The organism is Kordiimonas lipolytica (assembly GCF_042651265.1).
GTDB classification, from domain to species: domain Bacteria; phylum Pseudomonadota; class Alphaproteobacteria; order Sphingomonadales; family Kordiimonadaceae; genus Kordiimonas; species Kordiimonas lipolytica.
Genome location: NZ_JBHSCR010000007.1, coordinates 148,294 through 167,283, shown reverse-complemented (window position 1 = coordinate 167,283; position 18,990 = coordinate 148,294). Strand labels below are relative to the sequence as shown.

General features: G+C 55.8%; 19 protein-coding genes. 7 read left to right on the top strand and 12 right to left on the bottom strand.

Annotation, left to right across the window (positions count from 1 at the left end; translation table 11 throughout):
• Positions 1 to 127 precede the first annotated feature (127 nt).
• Positions 128 to 2,989: an excinuclease ABC subunit UvrA gene (gene uvrA / locus ACFO5Q_RS10790; RefSeq protein WP_068145645.1), complete on the bottom strand. Its 2,862-nt coding sequence runs from the start codon at positions 2,987 to 2,989 to the stop codon at positions 128 to 130.
• A 266-nt stretch (positions 2,990 to 3,255) separates the two neighbouring features.
• On the opposite strand from uvrA, the gene ACFO5Q_RS10785 reads away from it, so the two are divergent.
• Entirely contained in the window at positions 3,256 to 3,663 is a 408-nt protein-coding gene (locus ACFO5Q_RS10785) for a GFA family protein (protein WP_068145648.1), read from the top strand.
• On the opposite strand, the gene ACFO5Q_RS10780 is transcribed toward ACFO5Q_RS10785, so the two are convergent.
• From ACFO5Q_RS10780 to ACFO5Q_RS10770, 3 genes are read right to left on the bottom strand one after another with little or no spacing between them, the layout of a single operon-like run.
• Positions 3,660 to 4,718 (bottom strand): hemolysin family protein, encoded by a 1,059-nt coding sequence (locus tag ACFO5Q_RS10780; protein WP_068145650.1) that lies wholly within the window; start codon positions 4,716 to 4,718, stop codon positions 3,660 to 3,662. The two genes, ACFO5Q_RS10785 and ACFO5Q_RS10780, sit on opposite strands and share 4 nt — an antisense overlap.
• A 37-nt stretch (positions 4,719 to 4,755) precedes the next feature.
• A complete protein-coding gene (locus ACFO5Q_RS10775) occupies positions 4,756 to 5,919 on the bottom strand; it encodes a DUF1624 domain-containing protein (RefSeq protein ID WP_068145653.1) in 1,164 nt (387 codons plus the stop codon).
• Between the two features lie 32 nt (positions 5,920 to 5,951).
• Positions 5,952 to 6,494 (bottom strand): hypothetical protein, encoded by a 543-nt coding sequence (locus ACFO5Q_RS10770; RefSeq protein ID WP_068145657.1) that lies wholly within the window; start codon positions 6,492 to 6,494, stop codon positions 5,952 to 5,954.
• A gap of 279 nt (positions 6,495 to 6,773) precedes the next feature.
• Here ACFO5Q_RS10770 and ssb point away from each other — a divergent pair, with 279 nt between their 5' ends.
• Positions 6,774 to 7,289 (top strand): single-stranded DNA-binding protein, encoded by a 516-nt coding sequence (gene ssb, locus ACFO5Q_RS10765; protein ID WP_068145659.1) that lies wholly within the window; start codon positions 6,774 to 6,776, stop codon positions 7,287 to 7,289.
• A 115-nt stretch (positions 7,290 to 7,404) separates the two neighbouring features.
• Positions 7,405 to 8,166, top strand: coding sequence for an SIMPL domain-containing protein (locus ACFO5Q_RS10760; RefSeq protein WP_068145662.1), 762 nt, complete (start codon positions 7,405 to 7,407; stop codon positions 8,164 to 8,166).
• Between the two features lie 71 nt (positions 8,167 to 8,237).
• Here ACFO5Q_RS10760 and ACFO5Q_RS10755 read toward each other — a convergent pair whose 3' ends face one another.
• The 3 genes from ACFO5Q_RS10755 to ACFO5Q_RS10745 form a co-directional block, all read right to left on the bottom strand.
• Complete coding sequence (locus tag ACFO5Q_RS10755) at positions 8,238 to 8,696, bottom strand: host attachment protein (protein ID WP_068145665.1); 459 nt, start codon at positions 8,694 to 8,696, stop codon at positions 8,238 to 8,240.
• Positions 8,697 to 8,796: 100 nt separating this feature from the next.
• Positions 8,797 to 9,372 carry a uracil-DNA glycosylase family protein gene (locus tag ACFO5Q_RS10750; protein ID WP_068145667.1) on the bottom strand — a complete coding sequence of 192 codons (576 nt, stop codon included), beginning with the start codon at positions 9,370 to 9,372 and terminating at the stop codon, positions 8,797 to 8,799.
• Between the two features lie 17 nt (positions 9,373 to 9,389).
• Positions 9,390 to 9,953, bottom strand: a complete 564-nt coding sequence (locus tag ACFO5Q_RS10745; protein ID WP_068145670.1) for a DUF1579 family protein — start codon at positions 9,951 to 9,953, stop codon at positions 9,390 to 9,392.
• A 136-nt stretch (positions 9,954 to 10,089) separates the two neighbouring features.
• On the opposite strand from ACFO5Q_RS10745, the gene ACFO5Q_RS10740 reads away from it, so the two are divergent.
• Positions 10,090 to 10,920 carry a patatin-like phospholipase family protein gene (locus ACFO5Q_RS10740; RefSeq protein WP_082719770.1) on the top strand — a complete coding sequence of 277 codons (831 nt, stop codon included), beginning with the start codon at positions 10,090 to 10,092 and terminating at the stop codon, positions 10,918 to 10,920.
• A 98-nt stretch (positions 10,921 to 11,018) separates the two neighbouring features.
• Here the strand turns inward: ACFO5Q_RS10740 and ACFO5Q_RS10735 are convergent, their stop codons facing one another.
• Together ACFO5Q_RS10735 and ACFO5Q_RS10730 are read right to left on the bottom strand one after the other, a co-directional pair.
• Positions 11,019 to 12,152 carry an acyl-CoA dehydrogenase family protein gene (locus ACFO5Q_RS10735; RefSeq protein ID WP_068145675.1) on the bottom strand — a complete coding sequence of 378 codons (1,134 nt, stop codon included), beginning with the start codon at positions 12,150 to 12,152 and terminating at the stop codon, positions 11,019 to 11,021.
• Positions 12,153 to 12,192: 40 nt separating this feature from the next.
• Positions 12,193 to 13,374, bottom strand: a complete 1,182-nt coding sequence (locus ACFO5Q_RS10730; protein ID WP_068145679.1) for a thiolase family protein — start codon at positions 13,372 to 13,374, stop codon at positions 12,193 to 12,195.
• Positions 13,375 to 13,577: 203 nt separating this feature from the next.
• Here ACFO5Q_RS10730 and ACFO5Q_RS10725 point away from each other — a divergent pair, with 203 nt between their 5' ends.
• Positions 13,578 to 13,745, top strand: a complete 168-nt coding sequence (locus ACFO5Q_RS10725) for a hypothetical protein (RefSeq protein ID WP_156431905.1) — start codon at positions 13,578 to 13,580, stop codon at positions 13,743 to 13,745.
• 38 nt (positions 13,746 to 13,783) lie between these two features.
• On the opposite strand, the gene ACFO5Q_RS10720 is transcribed toward ACFO5Q_RS10725, so the two are convergent.
• From ACFO5Q_RS10720 to ACFO5Q_RS10710, 3 genes are all read right to left on the bottom strand, one after another.
• Positions 13,784 to 14,365: a glycoside hydrolase family 18 protein gene (locus tag ACFO5Q_RS10720; RefSeq protein ID WP_068145681.1), complete on the bottom strand. Its 582-nt coding sequence runs from the start codon at positions 14,363 to 14,365 to the stop codon at positions 13,784 to 13,786.
• A 194-nt stretch (positions 14,366 to 14,559) separates the two neighbouring features.
• Positions 14,560 to 14,787 (bottom strand): hypothetical protein, encoded by a 228-nt coding sequence (locus ACFO5Q_RS10715; protein WP_068145683.1) that lies wholly within the window; start codon positions 14,785 to 14,787, stop codon positions 14,560 to 14,562.
• Positions 14,784 to 15,809: a DNA-binding protein gene (locus tag ACFO5Q_RS10710; RefSeq protein ID WP_082719771.1), complete on the bottom strand. Its 1,026-nt coding sequence runs from the start codon at positions 15,807 to 15,809 to the stop codon at positions 14,784 to 14,786. Before ACFO5Q_RS10710 ends, ACFO5Q_RS10715 begins: the two co-directional genes overlap by 4 nt.
• A 191-nt stretch (positions 15,810 to 16,000) precedes the next feature.
• Between ACFO5Q_RS10710 and ACFO5Q_RS10705 the strand changes: the two genes are divergently transcribed.
• Complete coding sequence (locus ACFO5Q_RS10705) at positions 16,001 to 16,933, top strand: site-specific integrase (RefSeq protein WP_068145688.1); 933 nt, start codon at positions 16,001 to 16,003, stop codon at positions 16,931 to 16,933.
• Positions 16,934 to 17,284: 351 nt separating this feature from the next.
• Complete coding sequence (locus ACFO5Q_RS10700; protein ID WP_068145691.1) at positions 17,285 to 18,979, top strand: copper resistance system multicopper oxidase; 1,695 nt, start codon at positions 17,285 to 17,287, stop codon at positions 18,977 to 18,979.
• Positions 18,980 to 18,990: the final 11 nt, after the last annotated feature.

The following is an 18,990-nucleotide window of genomic DNA, read 5'->3' as shown; positions in this document are numbered from 1 at the left end:
GCACATAATCATGACATTTTGATTATCTAGTGCATTTGGATGTAAAATACCACCTTCAGGATGTAAACATGGGCGTATAATTGCTATGCGCCCGTATCCAAAAGATTTTATTTTCTCTGGTGCACCGCTATTCGGCTGCCTGACGCTTCAAAACGGGGGCAAGATACTGCCCTGTGTAGCTGCGGGCCACGCCTGCCACGTCTTCCGGTGTGCCGGTGGCGATAATCTCACCACCGCCATCGCCGCCTTCAGGGCCCAGGTCAATGATCCAGTCGGCGGTTTTGATAACCTCCAGGTTATGCTCAATCACCACCACCGTGTTGCCTTGGTCCACCAGTGCCTGCAGGACTTCCATCAGCTTCCTGACGTCCTCAAAATGCAGGCCCGTTGTGGGCTCATCCAGGATATAGAGCGTTTTGCCGGTTGAGCGCTTCGACAGCTCTTTCGCGAGCTTGACCCGTTGGGCTTCCCCGCCCGAGAGGGTCGTAGCCTGCTGACCAACCTTGATATAGCCAAGGCCAACGCGGTCCAGCATTTCAAGCTTGTTGCGGATCGCGGGAACCGCCTTGAAAAACTCAACGCCATCTTCAACCGTCATATCAAGAACATCGGATATCGACTTGTCTTTAAACTTGATTTCCAAAGTTTCACGGTTGTAGCGATGGCCCTTGCACTGGTCACATTGCACATAAACATCCGGCAGGAAATGCATCTCAATCTTGATCATGCCGTCGCCCTTGCAGGCCTCGCATCGACCGCCTTTGACGTTGAAGCTGAAGCGACCGGGCTTGTAGCCGCGCGCGCCAGCTTCCGGTAGGCCAGCGAACCAGTCGCGGATGGGGCCGAAGGCACCGGTATAGGTGGCCGGGTTCGACCGCGGCGTCCGGCCAATTGGCGACTGGTCGATATCAACGATCTTGTCCAGATGCTCCAGCCCTTCGATGGCAGCGTGCGCGCCAGGTATGGTGCGCGAGCCGTTCAGATGCTTCGCAACGGCCTTATAAAGCGTCTCAATGGTGAAGGTGGACTTACCAGACCCCGACACACCTGTGATGCAGGTGAGCGTGCCTAAGGGGATGGAGCCCTCCACATCCTTGAGGTTGTTGGCGCTGGCACCCTTGACCGTCAGAAACTTGCCCTTGTGGCCGGGGCGGCGCATGGCCGGAATGGGAACAGCCCGTTTGCCGGTCAGATATTGGCCGGTGAGGCTCTTCTCTGACGCCATGACCTCGTCAGGCGTGCCTTCAGCCACGATGGCGCCGCCGTGTTCGCCTGCGCCTGGGCCCATATCGATGACATAGTCTGCCGTGCGGATGGCGTCTTCGTCATGCTCCACCACCAGCACCGTATTTCCGATATCGCGCAGGTTCTTCAGCGTTTCCAAGAGGCGGTCATTGTCGCGCTGATGCAGCCCGATCGACGGCTCGTCCAGCACATAGAGGACGCCGGTAAGGCCGGAACCGATCTGGGATGCCAGGCGGATACGCTGGCTTTCACCGCCCGACAGCGTGCCGGACGAGCGGCTGAGCGTCAGATACTGCAGGCCCACGTTATTTAGGAAGCCAAGGCGTTCCTGAATTTCCTTCAATACCTTTTCGGCGATGGCATTTTGTTTGTCGGTGAGCTTTTCAGGCAGGTCCATGAACCAGTCATGCGCGCCGCGGACAGAGAGCTCTGTCACGTCACCGATGGTGCAGTCCGCGATTTTTACCGCCAGCGCTTCAGGCTTAAGACGCTTGCCTTCACAAGACGTACAGGTGGTGGAGGCCTGATATTTCGACAGTTCCTCGCGCATCCAGTTGCTGTCTGTCTCGCGCCAGCGGCGCTCAATGTTGTTGATCACGCCCTCAAATGGCTTGTTGACCTCAAACCGGCGCTTGCCGTCAGCATAGACGATGGTCACCGATTGTTTGCCGGTGCCGTAAAGAAAGGCCTGACGGGCGTCTTCCGGCACTTTGGACCATGGCGTGTCGATGGAGATGCCATAGTGCCGGGCCACCGCATCCAGCGCCTGGAAATAGAAAGGCGAGGGGTTGTTGGCCTTGTTGGCCCAAGGGGCCAGTGCGCCGTCCCGGATGGTTTTGCTGTGATCCGGCACCACCAGTTCGGGGTCGAAATAAAGCTTCTGGCCCAGTCCGTCACAGCTTGGGCAGGCGCCGAACGGGTTGTTGAAGGAAAACAGCCGTGGTTCGATCTCTTCAATGGTGAAGCCGCTTTCAGGGCAGGCAAACTTGGCCGACATCAGCTGGCGGCTGGCGTCTTCACCGTCACGCGCGGCGATCTCAACGGCCAGCAGGCCGTCCGAAAGCTCAAGCGCGGTCTCGACACTGTCAGCCAGGCGCTGCTCCAGCCCTTCCTTCAGCACAAGGCGGTCCACCACCACATCAATGTCGTGCTTGTATTTCTTGTCGAGCGTAGGGGCCTCTTCGATCAGATAGAACTCACCATCCACCTTCACGCGCTGGAAGCCGCGCTTTTGAAGTTCGCCGAATTCCTTTTTGTATTCACCCTTGCGGCCGCGCACGATGGGCGCCAGCAGGTACAGCCGGGTGCCTTCTCCCATGGCCATGATGCGGTCCACCATCTGGGAAACGGTCTGGCTTTCAATCGGCAGGCCGGTCGCTGGAGAGTAGGGCACGCCCACGCGCGCCCACAGAAGGCGCATATAGTCGTAAATCTCGGTCACCGTGCCCACGGTGGAACGCGGGTTCTTGGATGTTGTCTTCTGCTCGATCGAGATCGCAGGCGACAGGCCTTCGATATGGTCCACATCCGGCTTTTGCATCAGCTCCAGGAACTGGCGCGCATAGGCCGACAGGCTTTCCACATAGCGGCGCTGTCCCTCTGCATAGATGGTATCGAACGCAAGCGACGACTTGCCCGAGCCCGACAGCCCGGTGATCACCACCAGTTTGTCGCGTGGTATATCTACATCCACGGATTTCAGGTTATGTTCTCTGGCCCCGCGGACGGAAATCTCTGTGAGCATGCTGGTCTCTTGAATCTGAACTAGTGTTTGTGCGCTTGTTTACGCCATCAAATGGCCCTTGGATGCCTGTGCTGTCAAGCCGCCTGACAATAATATGATGGTGTGAACAAAGAAAGAACATAATCCAGCCTGCTGTCAGAAACTGTCAGGATATCCGCGCCAATTCCGTGGCAATCGGAAAAGGTCAAGCATAGCAGGGCATTATCAGTCTTGACATCTGTTGTGGAATTAGAACAAAAAAAGAACAAATAAGCGAGGAGACGATCATGAGCCCGAAAACTGATTTGCGAACCGGCGGTTGCCTGTGCGGCGCTGTGCGCTATGAAATCAACCTGGATGGCAGCGAGACCAACAACTGCCACTGCAGAGACTGCCAGAAGAACTCCGGTGGGGCCTTTATGCCTTTCACAAGTGTTGACCGGGGCCAGTTCCGCTGGATTTCCGCGCCAACTGGCGAGGGCAAAGCCAGTGAGATTGCGGTTCGCCGCTTCTGTGCGGACTGCGGCACGCCCATGACGTGGGAAGGGCGGGACTACCCGGACAGGATTTCCATCAGCACCGGCACGCTGGATGACACAAGCGGGATCGAGATCAGCGTTGAGATTTTCACCCGCAGCCGCTGGCAGGCCATTCCGCCAGTGCCGGGTGCGCGGCAATATGAGGCTGAGGACTAGGACCAGTCTTTGGGGTCGATCCCCAGGGCGGTCATGCGCTGGTGCCACTGGCGACGGGCGAAGGCCTGCATGTCTTCGACCGTGTCCAGCTCGTCCGTGATTTCAAGGCCCATCATGGTCTCTATCACGTCCTCAAGCGTTACAAGGCCTTCAGCGGTGCCATATTCATCCACAATCAGCATGATGTGGCCGCGCTGGTGCATCAGTTGGTTGAAGGCGTGCGAGGCTTTCAGGGTGTCGGGCATCATCGGCAGGTCGCGGCGGAAATCCTCAAGCGTTTTATCGCTTTCGCCCTTGGCGCTTGCCATGAACAGATCCTGCTTGAGCACATAGCCGCAGATATCGTCTGTATGGTCGCGGTAGACAGGGATGCGCGAGAAGGGGTTTTCGGCGTGGTTCGCCAGAAACTGTTTCACCGTCTGGCCCGCCGGCTGGCTGAACATCACGGCGCGCGGCGACATGATATCTTTCACCGACAGTTTATGGAGCCGCATCAGGTTGGCGACGATCTTTTGCTCTTTCTTGTCCAAGAGGCCTTCTTCATGGCCGATCTGCGCCATGGCGGCGATCTCATCGCGGCTGAAGGTGGTGGCCAGCTCGTCCTTGCGGGCGATGGCGCGGGTCAGCTTCTCAGACAGCCAGACAAGCGGCAGTAAAAGCCGCGTCAGCCATACAAGGCAGAAGGCCGTTGTGGGCGCCAGGCTTTGCCAATAGGTCGCGCCCAGCGTTTTCGGGATGATTTCAGACAGCACAAGAATCAGCAGCGTCAGCACGGCACTTGTGACTGCGATATAGCTGTTGCCGAACACCACAGCGGCCTGTGCGCCCACGCCGGCCGCGCCCACTGTGTGGGCAATTGTGTTCAGGATCAGGATCGCCGCCAGCGGCTTGTCCAGGTTGGCCTGTAGGGTCGTCAGGTCCTCCGCGCCGCGTTTGCCGCCTTTCCTGAGCGCCGCCACATACGCAGGCCGCACAGACAGCAGCACCGCTTCCGCAACGGAGCAGAGAAACGAGACGCAGATCGCCAACACGAGATAAAAAATAAGTAGAGCCATATCCGGTTCAGCTTATACGAAAAAATCCCGTGATTGCCTAGAGATAGCTGAGCCACCAGTCTTTGCGCCGCGCCTTGAGGGCCGCGAACCATTTACAGGCTGGGTAGAGCGCCGCCACGACACCCACCCACACAAGCCAGACAACGCCGATGGAAAAGCCGTATCCTTGCGGCATGTTCCACATGGCTGTGGCCATGGCGCGCCAGCCAAGGCCCTGCATTTCTGCGGCGAAAAGCGCGAGCAGGTGCGCCAGGTAAATGTGAGCGAGATAATAGAAGAAGGGCACCCGGCCGAATGTGACCATCCAGCCCACGACCTTGCCCTGCCAGCGTTCGGCATATGCCAGGATGATAAGCCCCGGGCCGATCGTCATCAAAAGGAACGCCAGCGAGGGCGGATATTTGGTGGTGTTGAGGAAGGACCACAGCGTGAAAATGCCGCTATCCTGCGCCGACCAGGGTGACGGGTTGCCGTAGCCGTTCAGAAGCCGGAGAGCTATGAAAGCGAGGGTGAGGGCTAGGCCGAGCTGCAGCAGGAAGCGCTGGCGCACCTCCGGGTCCAGCTTATAGGCCCTGGCAAGGGCATAGCCGAGGGGCATCAGGCCAATCCAGGGGAGAAGCGGATACATGCGCGCCACGGGCAAGCCAGCCACCAGGCTGAAGCCCTGATTATGCAGGATATGCCAGAAGGGCGTTGGCTTGGTCCAGTCGCTTGCCGGGAACAGGCCGTAATCAAGGGCGTTATGGCCAAGAACAACGACAGCGCCGAAGCCAATGATCGCCCAGAAGGGCAACCAGACGAGGGCGGCCATCACCAGCATCGAAGCCCCGATGACCCAGATCACCTGAAGGCCGAAGGTGAAGCTTGAAAGATTGAACTGCCAGCCAAAGCTGACAAGCGTGATCTCGATGGCGATCAGCCAGAGCCCGCGGATGGCAAGAAAGCGGCTGAGTTCAGTCGTGGATTTGCGTTCATGCATCAGTCCGGCACTGATGCCGGACAGGAGCACAAAGGTGGGGGCACAGAAATGGGTAATCCACCGCGTCAGGAAGAGGGCGCTATCTGTCTGGCTGAGGTCTGCCGGGTCAAAGCGGACGTCCGTGAAAAAGTCCCTGACATGGTCGAGCGCCATGATCACCATCACCAACCCGCGCAGAAAATCGATCGAATCCAGGCGGTACACACGCTTGGCAGCAGCCATATATCTCTCCCCACATTATCGCAATGCGAGTATTATTCGCCTTTTTCTAGGCGCGCGTAAACCCCATCAAACCAAACGGCCCATTCTTTTTTCTCCGGGTTATATTGTTCGAAGAACTGGCGTACGGTTCCGTCGTCCAGTTTGGTCCAGCTGCCGCGGAACGGAAAGGTCTTGCCGTTTGTATAATAGAAGATCTCGCCCTCAAGCTTGATGGAGCCGTCCTCAAGGCCGCCTTCATAATCAATCAGATAGCCGCCACCACCGGCGGACACCCAGACCTGGCGCCATTTCTTGGTGTTTGGATTATAGTAATTCAGGCTTTGCCCCGTGCCGCCGTTCGCGCTGGTCCATTCCTCGCGGAAGGCACAGCCGTTTTCCACCGGCGTGATCCTGTTGGTGCCCTGGAACGCGCCGTTGGCGCGGGCCGTCACCGACCACTCACCTTCCCAGAAACTCCACTGCTGGAAAGCCGGATCGGTCTCACAGGTGTTTGCTGGCGGTGTCTGGTTCTGGGCAGATGCTGTTAAGGATGCGCCCAGAATGGCGGCGATAGTGAAGACCTTCTTGATTGTCATAATAATCCCCTATGTCCTTTTATCCCCGACAGTAGCCTGATGCCGTTTCCTCATGCAAAAATAGAGGCTTGCGACGAACCGAGCTTGGCGTGGGGCAGGGTGTGTGAAAGCGGTGGCTTGACCCGCGCTGGCTGCTGTATTACGGTGAGAACAAATATAGAACAAATTTCTTTTTTGGCGAAGGGCCATGTTTCTCTTTGAAGCGTTGGCTGGCTTGTTCTATTGTCGCTGCCACACGGGTGCTAGAGGCACTCAAGAATGACGAATAAGGGGGCTCTGATGGCCGGTAGTGTAAATAAAGTAATTTTGGTTGGTAACCTTGGGCGCGACCCGGAAGTGCGCACGATGAATGACGGTTCACCTGTTGTGAATCTCTCCATCGCCACGTCCGAGAGCTGGCGCGACCGTAATTCGGGCGAGCGCAAGGAACGCACCGAATGGCACCGGGTTGTCATCTTCAACGAAAACCTGGCCAAAGTGGCGCAGCAGTATCTCAAGAAGGGCTCGACCGTTTATATCGAAGGCCAGTTGCAGACCCGCAAATGGACCGATCAGCAGGGCGTTGAGAAATACTCGACCGAGGTCGTGCTGCAGCGCTATCGCGGCGAACTGACCATGCTTGGCGGCCGTGGTGACAGCCAGGGCGGCGGCTTTGCCGACAACAACCAATCAGGTTACGGCGCTGGTGACTTCGCGGGCCCATCCGGTGGCGGCCAAGGCGGCGGCCAACAAGGCGGTCAGCAAGGTGGCAATTTCGGCGGCGGTGCCGACCTGGACGACGAAATCCCGTTCTAAGGCATCTGGTAATTTGAGTATGAAAGCGTGGGGCTTTTGCTCCGCGCTTTTTTTATGGTTGTCGCCTCTTTGGTAAAATGATATGTAATAATATAACATTAAAGGAGAGGCAGCTATGAAGCACTTCATCTACATCATGATCCTTGGGCTGATGACCGCCAGTATATCTGCAAATGCAGATGCAGTAGATGGTCAACGCGAGACCGACCTGGAGTTGACGGTCATGGTTAAAAAAACCGTCAAGGAAGACATCCTTGTCGCCTGGCTCTATTTCCGGGTTGAGGGTGCGGAGTCGGATACCGTTCAACAACAACTCAACGAGAAAATGACAGACGCGTGGGCAATCGCGTCCAGCATGTCGACCGTGGAGGCCAAAATTGAAGGCTACCGGACATGGTATGATGACGGTACGCGCGGCACTCGGTGGGAAAGGCAGAATGGCACAGCGCCCAAAGACGTTGCGCCAAAGTGGATCGCCCGCCAATCAATTCGGCTTCAATCTGGGAACGATACAGCGCTCAGGGCATTGGTGGACCGGCTACAGGCGGCAGGCTTGGCGCTCAACTATTTCGACTATGAAGTATCTCCGGCGCTTTATGATAAAACGCGGGAGGCCCTCATGCAGCCCGCAGCAGAAAAGCTTATCCTTAAAGCCAGAATGCTGGCGAACGCCTTCAGTTCAGACCTCTTGGGCCTCAAGGAAGTGAACCTAGGCGGCAGGCAGGGTCGGCACGCGTCTGCGGCGATGGCAATGGCGCCCGAGCGTGGTTATTCAGGCGAACAATGGATTGTCGCTGTCGCGGAACCTGAGGACCAGGAAGTCTATTTTACGCTGGGTGGCCTTGCCGTCATGGCCATGCCTGATCTCAAGCATTAAGCTTTTCATGCAAAACTCGTGTGCGGAGTAGAGGCCGGGCGTCAGCTCGGCCTCATTCAGGGTGTCCTTGGTTATTTCAGGCTTTCATAATCTGCCAACTGTTCCTGAAAATCGCTTTCTGACAGGTGAATCAGGTTTTTGGCATATTCACCGCCAAGCTTCTTTTGGGCCTGCGGGCTTAGGGCGTTCTTGATGACAGCCATGGTTTTTGGTAGCGCCACCAAAATCAACCGGTCCATCTCATCCTGTGCGGCAGCTTCATTGATTTCATCAGCAATACCTTGCAGGAACGCCTGGCTTTCCTGCTCGGGAAAATCTGCATGGTCTTCATAGGAATGCTTGGCACCTGAAGACGACTGGTGCCCGCGACCGGGCTTGTCTGATCCTTGGTCGTGCTGGAACTTGCGGGCGGCTGGGTGCTCAAGGGCGATATATTGCTGCATGGCACCGTTTACATAATGCCGTGTGTAGATTTTCGCGTGCGCGCGATCCGCCAGCAAAATCCAGTCCCGGGTTTTCTTTGTATGCATGGCTTTGCTCCTGATCCAGGGGTCTATGGGGAGCATTATACACCTATTCGGTGTGAATGTATTGACTTGGGTCATGTGGGCGCTGGCGTTTTGGTTCGCCTTAGCCGAAGAGGGCGCGCCGACAGCGGGCTTTCAGCTCCGGTAGAAGATCCGTCTCAAACCAAGGGTTTTTCTTGAGCCAGATGTTGTTCCGCGGGCTGGGGTGCGGCAGCAGCAGGATATTTTCCGGGTATTTCCGCCAGTTTCTGACGGTTGCGGTCAGTGTCGTCTCGGCTCTGTCCGGCAAGTGCCAGTCCAATGCGTAACCGCCAATAACCAGCGTGAGTTCAATATCAGGTAGCTGTTCCAGAAGGCGCTGGCGCCATAAAGGCGCACACTCGCGCCGAGGTGGCAGGTCGCCAGACTTGCCGGTGCCGGGGTAGCAGAAGCCCATGGGCAGGATGGCAATGCGTTCGGCGTCATAGAAGGTGTCAAAGCCCACGCCCATCCAGTCCCTGAGCCGGTCGCCCGAGGCATCGTCGAATGGCACACCGCTTTCGTGAACCTTGCGTCCAGGAGCTTGTCCGGCAATCAGTATCCGCGCGCCTTTACCCGCCTGCAAAACCGGGCGCGTGCCGTGGGGTAGGTGGGCCGCACAGTGATTGCAGCTGCGGATTTCCGAAAGAAGCGTCTCCATGGTGCGACGATAGCGTGTCAGTCCTGCTTCGTATAGGTAATGCGAAAGGCCTTCTGCCAGCTTTGGCCGCCGTCATCCGATTTGTCGATATACAGCATGCGCACAGGGGACCTGAGCTCCAGCGTCAGGCGGAAATTGCGCCAGACGCCGTCGCCGACCGGAAATGTGGTGCCGGACTTGATGTTGGTGAAGACAATGCTATCACCCGCTGGCGCGCCTTCATACATGTCCATGATGCCCCAGACATCATCGATCGCGGCTTTCCGGTAGACATTCCGGTATTGGTCAAAGCTGATGTAGGTTTCCATATGGAAGCCGGGGCTTGTGGTATCTGCTGGGATTTCAGCCAAAATCATGCCCTTGTGCCGGAGGTGAAGGTCTACTTCTGCGGCAGGAAACGCCTGCCAGGTCTGGCCGCCGTCTTCGGTCATTTCCGTTACCATGCTCCAGCGGCCTTCAAGGACTGCGAGCTTCTGCATCATGGCATAAGGCTTTTCGGATACTGCCGGGCGCTCTGGCGGTTCGGCCATCGCGGTTGCGGTCATGAGAATGGCACAAAACGCCGTCAGAATTGTCTTCATTAGTTGGTCCTCCCCGTTAGCATCACTCTAAGCCGCGGGGGCCAGCCAGCAATATAGAAAATGGTTTAGGCTGGTCTTGTACGCCAAGGCCTGTGGCCCCATGTCTGGTTAAAGTAAAACAAAGAAGGATTGATTTGTGAGGATTGGATTGGCCCTTGGGGGCGGTGCTGGACTTGGTTGGGCCCATATTGGCGTGGTACGCGTGCTGGAAGCAGAAGGTATTCATGCGGATATCGTTTCAGGCACCAGCATCGGTTCCATCGTTGGGGCCTGTGTGGCCGCCGACATGCTGGACGATCTGGAAGAGATCGCGCGAGAACTTACCTTCAAGGAAATGCTTTCCCTTGGCCAGTTTGGCTTCAAAAGCGGTAGCCTGATTGGCGCCGGCAAGATTGAACGCCGCCTGCGTGACCATTTCGGGACGCTGGCGATTGAGCAGATGCCCAAGCCTTTCGCCGCCGTGGCAGCGGACCTTTATACCGGTGAGCGGGTGGTTTTCGATAAAGGCGATGTGGTAACGGCCCTAAGGGCATCTTCGGCGGTGCCGGGGGTATTGCCGCCGGTCGAGACTGGCCGAATGCTGCTTGGGGATGGCGGTATGGTTGACCCGATCCCGGTCAGTGCTGCGCGCGACCTGGGGGCTGATTTCATCATCGCGGTTGACCTGCAGGGTGATTATGAGGGTCGTGCCCGCCGCTATGGCCTGTCGCCCGATGGCAAGAAAAACGGTCGGGCGCTGAGGACAGCGCGGGCAGGGTGGTCCATGGCCTTGCAGGCCCTGAGCCGAGCGCGACTGGAGCTGGACCAGCCAGATGTTATCATCACACCGGAGATTGGCCATATCGACATGGTGGACTTTACCAAGGCCCACGAGTTGATCGCCCTTGGCAAAAAGGTAGCCCTGGATGAGCTGCCTTCGATCTGGGCCGCGATGGAGCGGGCCAATTTGGCTGAGAAATCAGCCTAGCTTCCAACGTCATGCTGAACTTGTTTCAGCATCCATGTGAAAGCAGAGGGCTTAACAGGTTAGCCATGGACCCTGAAACGAGTTCAGGGTGCCGGACGTTAACGATTGATCTCGCGGGAGATCACAATCCGCTGGATGTCTGAGGTTCCCTCATAAATCTGGGTTACCCGGACATCACGGTAAATCTTCTCAACCGGATATTCGCTGAGGTAGCCGTAGCCGCCCAGCGTCTGGATCGCGTCTGAGCAGATTTTCTCTGCCGCTTCGGATGCGAACAGCTTGGCCATGCAGGCTTCCTTCAGGCATGGTTCGCCCGCGTCTTTCATCGCGGCGGCGTTCAGCACCATCAGTTCCGCTGCCTGCAGTTTGGTTGCCATATCCGCAAGGCGGAAACCAACGGCCTGATGTTCAATGATCGGCTTGCCGAAGCTTGTCCGTTCCTTGGCGTATGCGAGGGCGTAATCATAGGCTGCACGCGCCATGCCTACGCTTTGGGCGGCGATGCCGATGCGGCCTGTCTCCAGGTTCGAAAGCGCGACCTTGTAGCCCGCGCCTTCTTCGCCAAGGAGGCAGTCAGTGCCGACTTCCATATCGTCGAACGTGATGTAGCAGGTGTCGGAACACTTCTGGCCCAGCTTGTGCTCCACGCTCGCCACTGTATAGCCTGGCGTGTCGGTGCTTACCAAGAAGGCGGAGATGCCGCGCTTGCCAGCCGCCGGGTCCGTCACCGCAAAGATAATGGCAGCGCCGCCGATCTTGCCGGACGTGATGAACTGCTTGGAGCCATTTAGCTTCCAGCCTGAATTGGTGCGTTCGGCGCGGGTCTTGAGCATGGAAGCGTCAGAGCCTGCCTGTGGTTCCGTGAGGCAGAAAGCACCGATCATTTCGCCGCGGGCGAGCGGCTTGAGGAATTTTTCCTTTTGCTCGTCGGTGCCGTTCGCCAGTACAGCGGCGCACACTGGCGCGTTATTCACGCTCATCAGCGTTGAAAGCCCGCCGTCACCGGCCGCGATTTCAATCAGCGCAAGCGCGTAAGAAACATAGTCTGTTTCCGCGCCGCCCCACTGTTCGGGCATGGTCATGCCCATGAGGCCCAGCTCACCCATTTCGCGCAGGATATCCGCCGGAATTTCGCCAGCTTTTTCCCATGCGGCAGCGTTGGGCGCAATGCGATCAGTGGCAAAGGCGCGGGCCATATCCCGCACCATGCGTTGTTCTTCAGTCAGGATCATGGCCTTGTCCCTCTGGTTATCGTTTTGGCCAATCTAGCGCTTATGCCAGCTCAATCGCAACGGCAGTGGCTTCACCGCCACCGATGCAAAGGCTGGCAACGCCTTTCTTAAGACCACGCTTCTTGAGCGCGTTAATGAGCGTTACGCAGATACGTGCTCCAGACGCACCGATCGGGTGGCCAAGGGCACAAGCACCGCCGTTCACATTGACCTTCTCTGGATCAAGCCCCAGTTCCTGGATCGCCGCCATGGCAACAACAGCGAAGGCTTCGTTCACCTCAAAGAGGTCAACGTCAGCTACAGACCAGCCTGCTTTGTCCATCACCTTTTCCATTGCCTTCACGGGCGCTGTGGTGAACCACTCAGGCGCTTGGGCATGACTTGCGTGCGCGACCAGCTTGGCAAGCGGCGTCAGGCCACGCTTTTCAGCTTCCCCGGCAGTCATCATTACAAGTGCTGCCGCGCCGTCAGAGATGGAGCTGGCGTTCGCAGCCGTTACGGTGCCGTCTTTCTTGAAGGCAGGGCGCAGGCCAGGGATTTTGTCGAGCCGGGCTTTCGGCGGTTGCTCGTCTGTGTTCACTTCCACGTCGCCGCGGCGGGATTTGACAGTTACTGGCACAACTTCGCCTTCGAAGCTGCCGTCTTCAATCGCCCGCTGCGCACGCTCAAGCGAACGGATTGCATAAGCGTCTTGGGCCTCGCGGGTAAACTGGTATTCAGCGGCGCAGAGTTCGGCGAAGACACCCATTGGCTCGCCCGCGTAGGCGTCGGTCAGGCCATCAAGCGCCATATGGTCAATCATCTGGGCGTTGCCGTATTTCACGCCTGTGCGGCCTGTTGGCAGCATATGCGGCGCCAGGGACATGCTCTCCATGCCGCCTGCAACCACAATGCTGTTGCTGCCAGCCTTGATGCTGTCGTGCGCCTGCATCATCGCCTGCATGCCGGACCCGCACATTTTGTTGATGGTTACAGCGCCAGTGGCGTCAGGAATGCCGGCTTTGCGGCTGGCCTGGCGGGCAGGGGCCTGGCCCTGGCCAGCGGGCAGAACGCAGCCCATGATCGTCTCATTAACGGCTTCACCGTCCATGCCGGCGCTTTCAAGCGCGCCCTTGATGGCAACAGCGCCAAGGTCAGACGCAGGAACTGTGGACAGGTCACCCAAGAGGCCACCCATTGGGGTCCGGGCCATACCAACGATAACAATTGCATCCTGAGACATACGGGGCTCTCCTTCAATCTGGTTGGGCCGCCCTCTGCAACCGGGGCGTTTTCCCTAAATTTGGTTGCGGACAATGTGCCAAAAATCCTGCTTTTCGCAAGTGCAAAATAGAATTCTTTTCGCACCTGCACAAAAAAGTGACATTTGACGGGCCACACCCAGCCATATATGAAGGCGACGAACCATTTTGAAGGGACACCGTTATGGGTACACGCGTAGGCTTTTTTCTGTTTGTCGGCTTTGTTCTTGGTGCGATTGTTGGTGCGTGGCTGCCGTATCCCGCCATTCTAGAGACGGTTGTGGGTGGTGCGATTGGCGCTGTTTCAGCAGTACTGATTGACCTTCTGGGCAAGCGCAAGCGGCAAGGCTGAACACAAAGGGGCAGCCCGCAAGCTACCCCTTCAACGATTTATTCAGCCGCCTTTGCTTTTTGTGCAGGCAAGGCGGTGACGAGCGGTGCGACATTTTCAGCGAAATAGCCCGCCGGGCCGTTTTCAATGCCGTCATAGCCGGGGTAGGCCGATGGGTCAGCGTCAGCATTGAGGCTCCAGGTCATCATGCCGCCAAACTGGCTGGGGTCGATGCCGTTGTTTCCTTTTGCAATATCCAGCAGGTTGTTGGCGATTACCGGTGGCACGTTCGTATAATCTTTCACATCCCAGAGATTTGATGCCGTTGGTGCAGCGCCCGCATTGGCGGGAATGCCGATGACGATTTTGGTGGCACTATTCACTTTCCCATTCTGCTGGAGCGCGTTGTAGGCGGCTGACACGATATTGGCATCGTCTTCAGCCACTTGCTGTTTTGGATCGCCGGGAAGCGGGTATGTGAAGCTCGTTCCCGAATTGTAGGCCTGCACCAACACGGCGTCGAACAATGGCTGGCTGTAGATGAGCTCCAGCGAGATGCCACCGTTTGGAATATTGAGCGTGGGCGCGTCTGGGGTGCCTGCCAAAATCGGGGCCATTGTCAGCAGAAGATCATCTTTCACCAGCTTGGCCTAGTGACCGGGTAACTGCGAAAGTGGCCATATTTGGGAACAAAAAGGGTACACATGCAGGCGCGCCCTCGGTCGGCTAGTTGACCGGGTTCTTGCGAAAAACGACCTGCGATCGAACAAAAATAGAACATTAACATGTTTCGACGGCAGTTCCTGTACGTCGCCCTTTCTAATTTGGCACAGAATCACACCAAGCGCCTCTTTCTGATCCACGCCAATGCTATTTCATCCATGGTCGTGCTGGGAATAGCCACCGTCACGTTGGCATCATAGTTCGGAAACTGCTTTTCTACAGCAAACTTGCTGGGGCGCTCTACTTCGAGCAGGACATGTGTCAACGGTTCATCATCCAAGGTAACTTCCTCGAACAAATGATAGCCGTCGCCGGTAGATATCGTTGACTTCGTGCTCATTCCATGGGCTCCCCCCTTTTATTCTTTTGCGTTTGTCCTTTCGGCGTGTTTTCGAACCTGGCAAGAAGTTTTGTAACGGTTGTCACTTCCGCCTTGAGGCCGGCCAATGCCACTTCCTTGGTACGCACATCTTCCTGAATGTGTTGGTGGCTGGTCAAGAGATCATCATATGAGCCTTGAAGCGTAGCATATTTCGTTCCTATGTCCGCAAACCGCCGCAGCTCCTCCGATTTGTTCGCCAACTCTGATGCCAGGGCCTGATTTTCACTCTTTAGGGTTTCCAAGGCAGTATGAGCATCGGCCAGCCTCGTTGTTAGCACACTGTTTTCCCTTGCCAGTTTGGACAGATCTTCCTGTTTTTCACCAAGTTTCTGGGTCAGCTCGCGCTTTTCCACATGCAGTTGCTGCATCTGATGCTCAAACCGGCGGGTCTCAGCGTCCCGCTGCTCCTTTACGGATTGACGGTAATGCTCCAAGCTTTCGCGGGCATGTTGGTGTTTCTCCTCTAGCGAGGCAATTTGCGATGTTTTTTCGGACAAGCGCGCTTCCAGGTCTCTTATGCGAAGTTCCTGCTCCCTTTTGTCATCAACAGCACTCTCCAAAGCTGCCTTGGTATTGGCATGCTCCTCTTTTTCTTCCGCAAGGCCCGCAGAAACTTCCTGTAGCTGTTTGTCGCGTTCCGAAAGCTGGGTTTCCCGGTCGGCAATCTCACGAAACAATGCTGCGATCTGTTCGGCATGATCCGTTCTGGCCTTGTCAACGACAGCCTGCGCCTCCTTTTGCAGTTGGTCAGCAAGGTTGGCCACCATGTTGCGCAAGGTATCGCTCAGAAAGGCGTTTGCATCGATCTTTGCTGCATCCTCGGCTTCCAACTCCCGGAGATAACGATGAATGGTGGTTTTGGAGCCCGTATTACCCAACTCGACACGGACAGCGTCGATCGACGGGTTTTCGCCTCGGGCGATGAGCGCCTGCCGTGCCTGTTTGACGCATTGCTTGTCGATTCCACTGCGTGCCATCATGTTTTCCTATATCATACGATATTATGTACTATGTATTTACATACTATATTATAAGCACGAGCTGGTAATAAATCTATTTTCCTGAAATTTGATAATGGAAGATTATCACATGTTAACCGATAAAATACTGATAAGGTGAAAAAATCGGTATGATACATCAGGCATAGACAGAACAGACGAAGCGACCCTTCATGAGCCGTATCGAAGAGTATGTACAGGCCGCGACCCGTGACAACACGCGCCGGAGCTATGCGTCGGCGGTCGAGCATTTCGAAATCCAGTGGGGCGGCATGCTGCCCGCGACAGCCGACAGGGTCGCCCACTATTTGGCCGACTATGCGGACAGCCTGTCCCTCAACACACTCAGGCAACGCCTCGCCGCGATTGGTCGCTGGCACGTTGACCATGGATTTGCCGACCCGACCAAGACAAATCTGGTCAAGCGCACGCTGAAAGGTATTGCTGAATTACATCCCTACCGGGAGAAGCAAGCCGCGCCACTACAACTCACGCAGCTTGAAGCCCTGGAAGGCTACTGGCATGCTGAGCTTGAGGTCGGCGCCACTACGTCTGGTGAGACGTTGAGAATACTGCGTAATCGCGCTCTTATATTGCTCGGTTTTTGGCGCGCCTTCAGGAGCGACGAATTATGCCGGATCGACGTTCAGCATATTGAGTTTGGTGCTGGTGCGGGAATGACACTCCATTTGGGGCGCTCTAAAACTGATCACAGCCATGGTGGCACGACATACCGATGTCCGGCTCTAAGCCGCCTGTGCCCGGTGAAAGCGTGCCAGGAGTGGCTTAGTGCATCCGGCATTAAGACGGGGCCCCTGTTCCGAGGTGTCGATCGCTGGGGCCATATGCGAAACACTGGGATGCACGCCAATAGCATCGTGCCGCTGTTGCGGAAGGAACTGGCCGGGGCTGGCATAGAGGGCGCCCAATATAGCAGCCAATCACTCCGTCGTGGGTTTGCCTCATGGGCCAACTCAAACGGTTGGGATATCAAGTCTCTAATGGAATATGTGGGCTGGCGGGACGTGAAATCGGCGTTGCGCTACATGGACACTGCAGACCCTTACAAAAAACAGAAGATTGAGGCCGGCCTCCTAAAATACTAGGATGTGGACTCAATTGTAGCAGCATCTGATGGCGAAGATATAGATCAGGTTCAGGAAGTTCTTCCTGATTCTCGAAACGCATGGCGAGCCGGCGCATGTCTTTCATTTTGCAGAAGAAGCGCTCGACGATATTGCGCATGGCATAGAGATTGGTGTCAAGGGACACGGGGTTTCGAGCATCCCTTTTTGAGGGTATGACTGTAAGCGCCCCTTCATTGGCATATGCTTGGCGGATTTTCGTACTGCCAACAGCCTTGTTGACTTCCCCCCCCCTGACCAGTGACAATTGAACATTAAAACTGCCCCCTGAGTTTGCAGGAGGCTCAAACTTCTGACTATTAGGAGGCGTTAATGAGTAAAGACCGGGATACGACTCTCTCGAAACGGCAATTTGTTAAGGGGGTTGCTGCAACTGTGACAGCTGTCGCCGCCACTGGCTTTTTCAGCAACGTTTCATGGGCAAAAAACAGCACGCAGGAACTGACAGGAAAAGAGTTTCATATTGAAATTACACCTCAACCAGTGAATTTTACCGGGAAGCCTAGTATTGCTACAGTAGCAAACGGCACCCTCCCCGGACCGATTTTGAGAGTTAAAGAAGGGGACATGGTTACAATTCATGTCACCAACAAGCTAAGTGAAATGACAACAATCCATTGGCACGGGATCATTCTTGACGCTGAAATGGACGGCGTACCCGGTATTAGCTTTCCCGGCATTGAACCGGGTGAGACGTTTGTACACAAATTCAAAGTGGTACAAAATGGCACATATTGGTATCACGCGCACACACTGCACGAGCAAACAGGCCTATATGGTGCGTTGATAGTCGAGCCACGGATACCATCCGAGAATGAGCACGTTGATCGTGACTATCCAGTCATTCTCAGTGACTGGACCGACGAAGAGCCGATTGATGTCTATTTGAAATTGAAAAAAATGGGGGGATACTACAACTACCAGCGGCAAACTGTAGGCGATTTCGTTGATGACATTGCTCAGGTGGGCTTAAGTAAAGCCCTTTCTAAACGTAGTATTTGGAACAAAACACGTATGAGTCCAACGGATTTCAGCGATATATCGGCCGCTACCTATACATATTTGATGAATGGTCACTCGCCCAACGGTAACTGGACTGGTACCGCAAAAAAAGGAGAACGTATTCGCTTACGCTTTATAGGTGCTGGTACGGCAACTTATTTCGATGTCCGCATACCGGGATTAAAGCTCACTGTCGTTTCAACCGATGGTCAGCGCATTTTTCCCGTTGTTGTTGACGAATTTAGAATTGGCGCTGGCGAAACCTATGATGTGATTGTCACAATTCCTGATGATAACGCCTATACAATTTTTGCTCAGTCAATGGATCGTTCCGGCTATGCGCGCGGTACCCTATCGCCGAAGCCAGGCCTAGAAGCAGATGTGCCATCACTGGATGATCCTGTGCTTTTAGAACCGATAGACATGATGGGTAGTATGGCCCAAAAGGGTTCCATGGCAAGCATGGCCATGAAAGCGCCAAAGCGCAAGGTCAATCATGCACGGACCGAGTACGGCGCTGCTGTGGACATGCGGATCAATTATCCTCGTGTGAATTTGGATGACCCCGGACCAGGGCTGCGCAACAATGGCCGCAGAGTTCTAACATATGCTGACATGAAAAGTGTTGATCAGCCGGAAGATACGAGACAGCCAAGTCGCGAAATTGAGCTGCATTTAACTGGTAACATGGAGCGCTTTATCTGGTCGATTGACGGTCTAAAACTAAACGAAGCCAAACCGTTACATTTTCCGTTGGGAGAGCGCATTCGCGTAATCCTCCATAATGACAGCACGATGGCCCATCCAATGCATTTGCACGGAATGTGGTCTGATCTGGAAGCGCCGGACGGCACATTTCAAGTTCGGAAACACACCATTTCCGTTCAGCCCGCGCAAAGCGTCAGCATGCTTGTAACGGTAGATGCAGAGGGCCGCTGGGCCTTTCATTGTCATCTATTGTACCATATGGCAGCCGGTATGTTTCGTGAAGTCGTGGTAGCGTGAAAAGGCAAAGG

Excerpts from the sequence above, each read along its gene's own strand:
- uvrA (WP_068145645.1), bottom strand. The coding sequence starts at position 2,989 with ATGCTCACAGAGATTTCCGTCCGCGGGGCCAGAGAACATAACCTGAAA.
- ACFO5Q_RS10785 (WP_068145648.1), top strand. The coding sequence starts at position 3,256 with ATGAGCCCGAAAACTGATTTGCGAACCGGCGGTTGCCTGTGCGGCGCT.
- ACFO5Q_RS10780 (WP_068145650.1), bottom strand. The coding sequence starts at position 4,718 with ATGGCTCTACTTATTTTTTATCTCGTGTTGGCGATCTGCGTCTCGTTT.
- ACFO5Q_RS10775 (WP_068145653.1), bottom strand. The coding sequence starts at position 5,919 with ATGGCTGCTGCCAAGCGTGTGTACCGCCTGGATTCGATCGATTTTCTG.
- ACFO5Q_RS10770 (WP_068145657.1), bottom strand. The coding sequence starts at position 6,494 with ATGACAATCAAGAAGGTCTTCACTATCGCCGCCATTCTGGGCGCATCC.
- ssb (WP_068145659.1), top strand. The coding sequence starts at position 6,774 with ATGGCCGGTAGTGTAAATAAAGTAATTTTGGTTGGTAACCTTGGGCGC.
- ACFO5Q_RS10760 (WP_068145662.1), top strand. The coding sequence starts at position 7,405 with ATGAAGCACTTCATCTACATCATGATCCTTGGGCTGATGACCGCCAGT.
- ACFO5Q_RS10755 (WP_068145665.1), bottom strand. The coding sequence starts at position 8,696 with ATGCATACAAAGAAAACCCGGGACTGGATTTTGCTGGCGGATCGCGCG.
- ACFO5Q_RS10750 (WP_068145667.1), bottom strand. The coding sequence starts at position 9,372 with ATGGAGACGCTTCTTTCGGAAATCCGCAGCTGCAATCACTGTGCGGCC.
- ACFO5Q_RS10745 (WP_068145670.1), bottom strand. The coding sequence starts at position 9,953 with ATGAAGACAATTCTGACGGCGTTTTGTGCCATTCTCATGACCGCAACC.
- ACFO5Q_RS10735 (WP_068145675.1), bottom strand. The coding sequence starts at position 12,152 with ATGATCCTGACTGAAGAACAACGCATGGTGCGGGATATGGCCCGCGCC.
- ACFO5Q_RS10730 (WP_068145679.1), bottom strand. The coding sequence starts at position 13,374 with ATGTCTCAGGATGCAATTGTTATCGTTGGTATGGCCCGGACCCCAATG.
- ACFO5Q_RS10725 (WP_156431905.1), top strand. The coding sequence starts at position 13,578 with ATGGGTACACGCGTAGGCTTTTTTCTGTTTGTCGGCTTTGTTCTTGGT.
- ACFO5Q_RS10715 (WP_068145683.1), bottom strand. The coding sequence starts at position 14,787 with ATGAGCACGAAGTCAACGATATCTACCGGCGACGGCTATCATTTGTTC.
- ACFO5Q_RS10710 (WP_082719771.1), bottom strand. The coding sequence starts at position 15,809 with ATGATGGCACGCAGTGGAATCGACAAGCAATGCGTCAAACAGGCACGG.
- ACFO5Q_RS10705 (WP_068145688.1), top strand. The coding sequence starts at position 16,001 with ATGAGCCGTATCGAAGAGTATGTACAGGCCGCGACCCGTGACAACACG.
- ACFO5Q_RS10700 (WP_068145691.1), top strand. The coding sequence starts at position 17,285 with ATGAGTAAAGACCGGGATACGACTCTCTCGAAACGGCAATTTGTTAAG.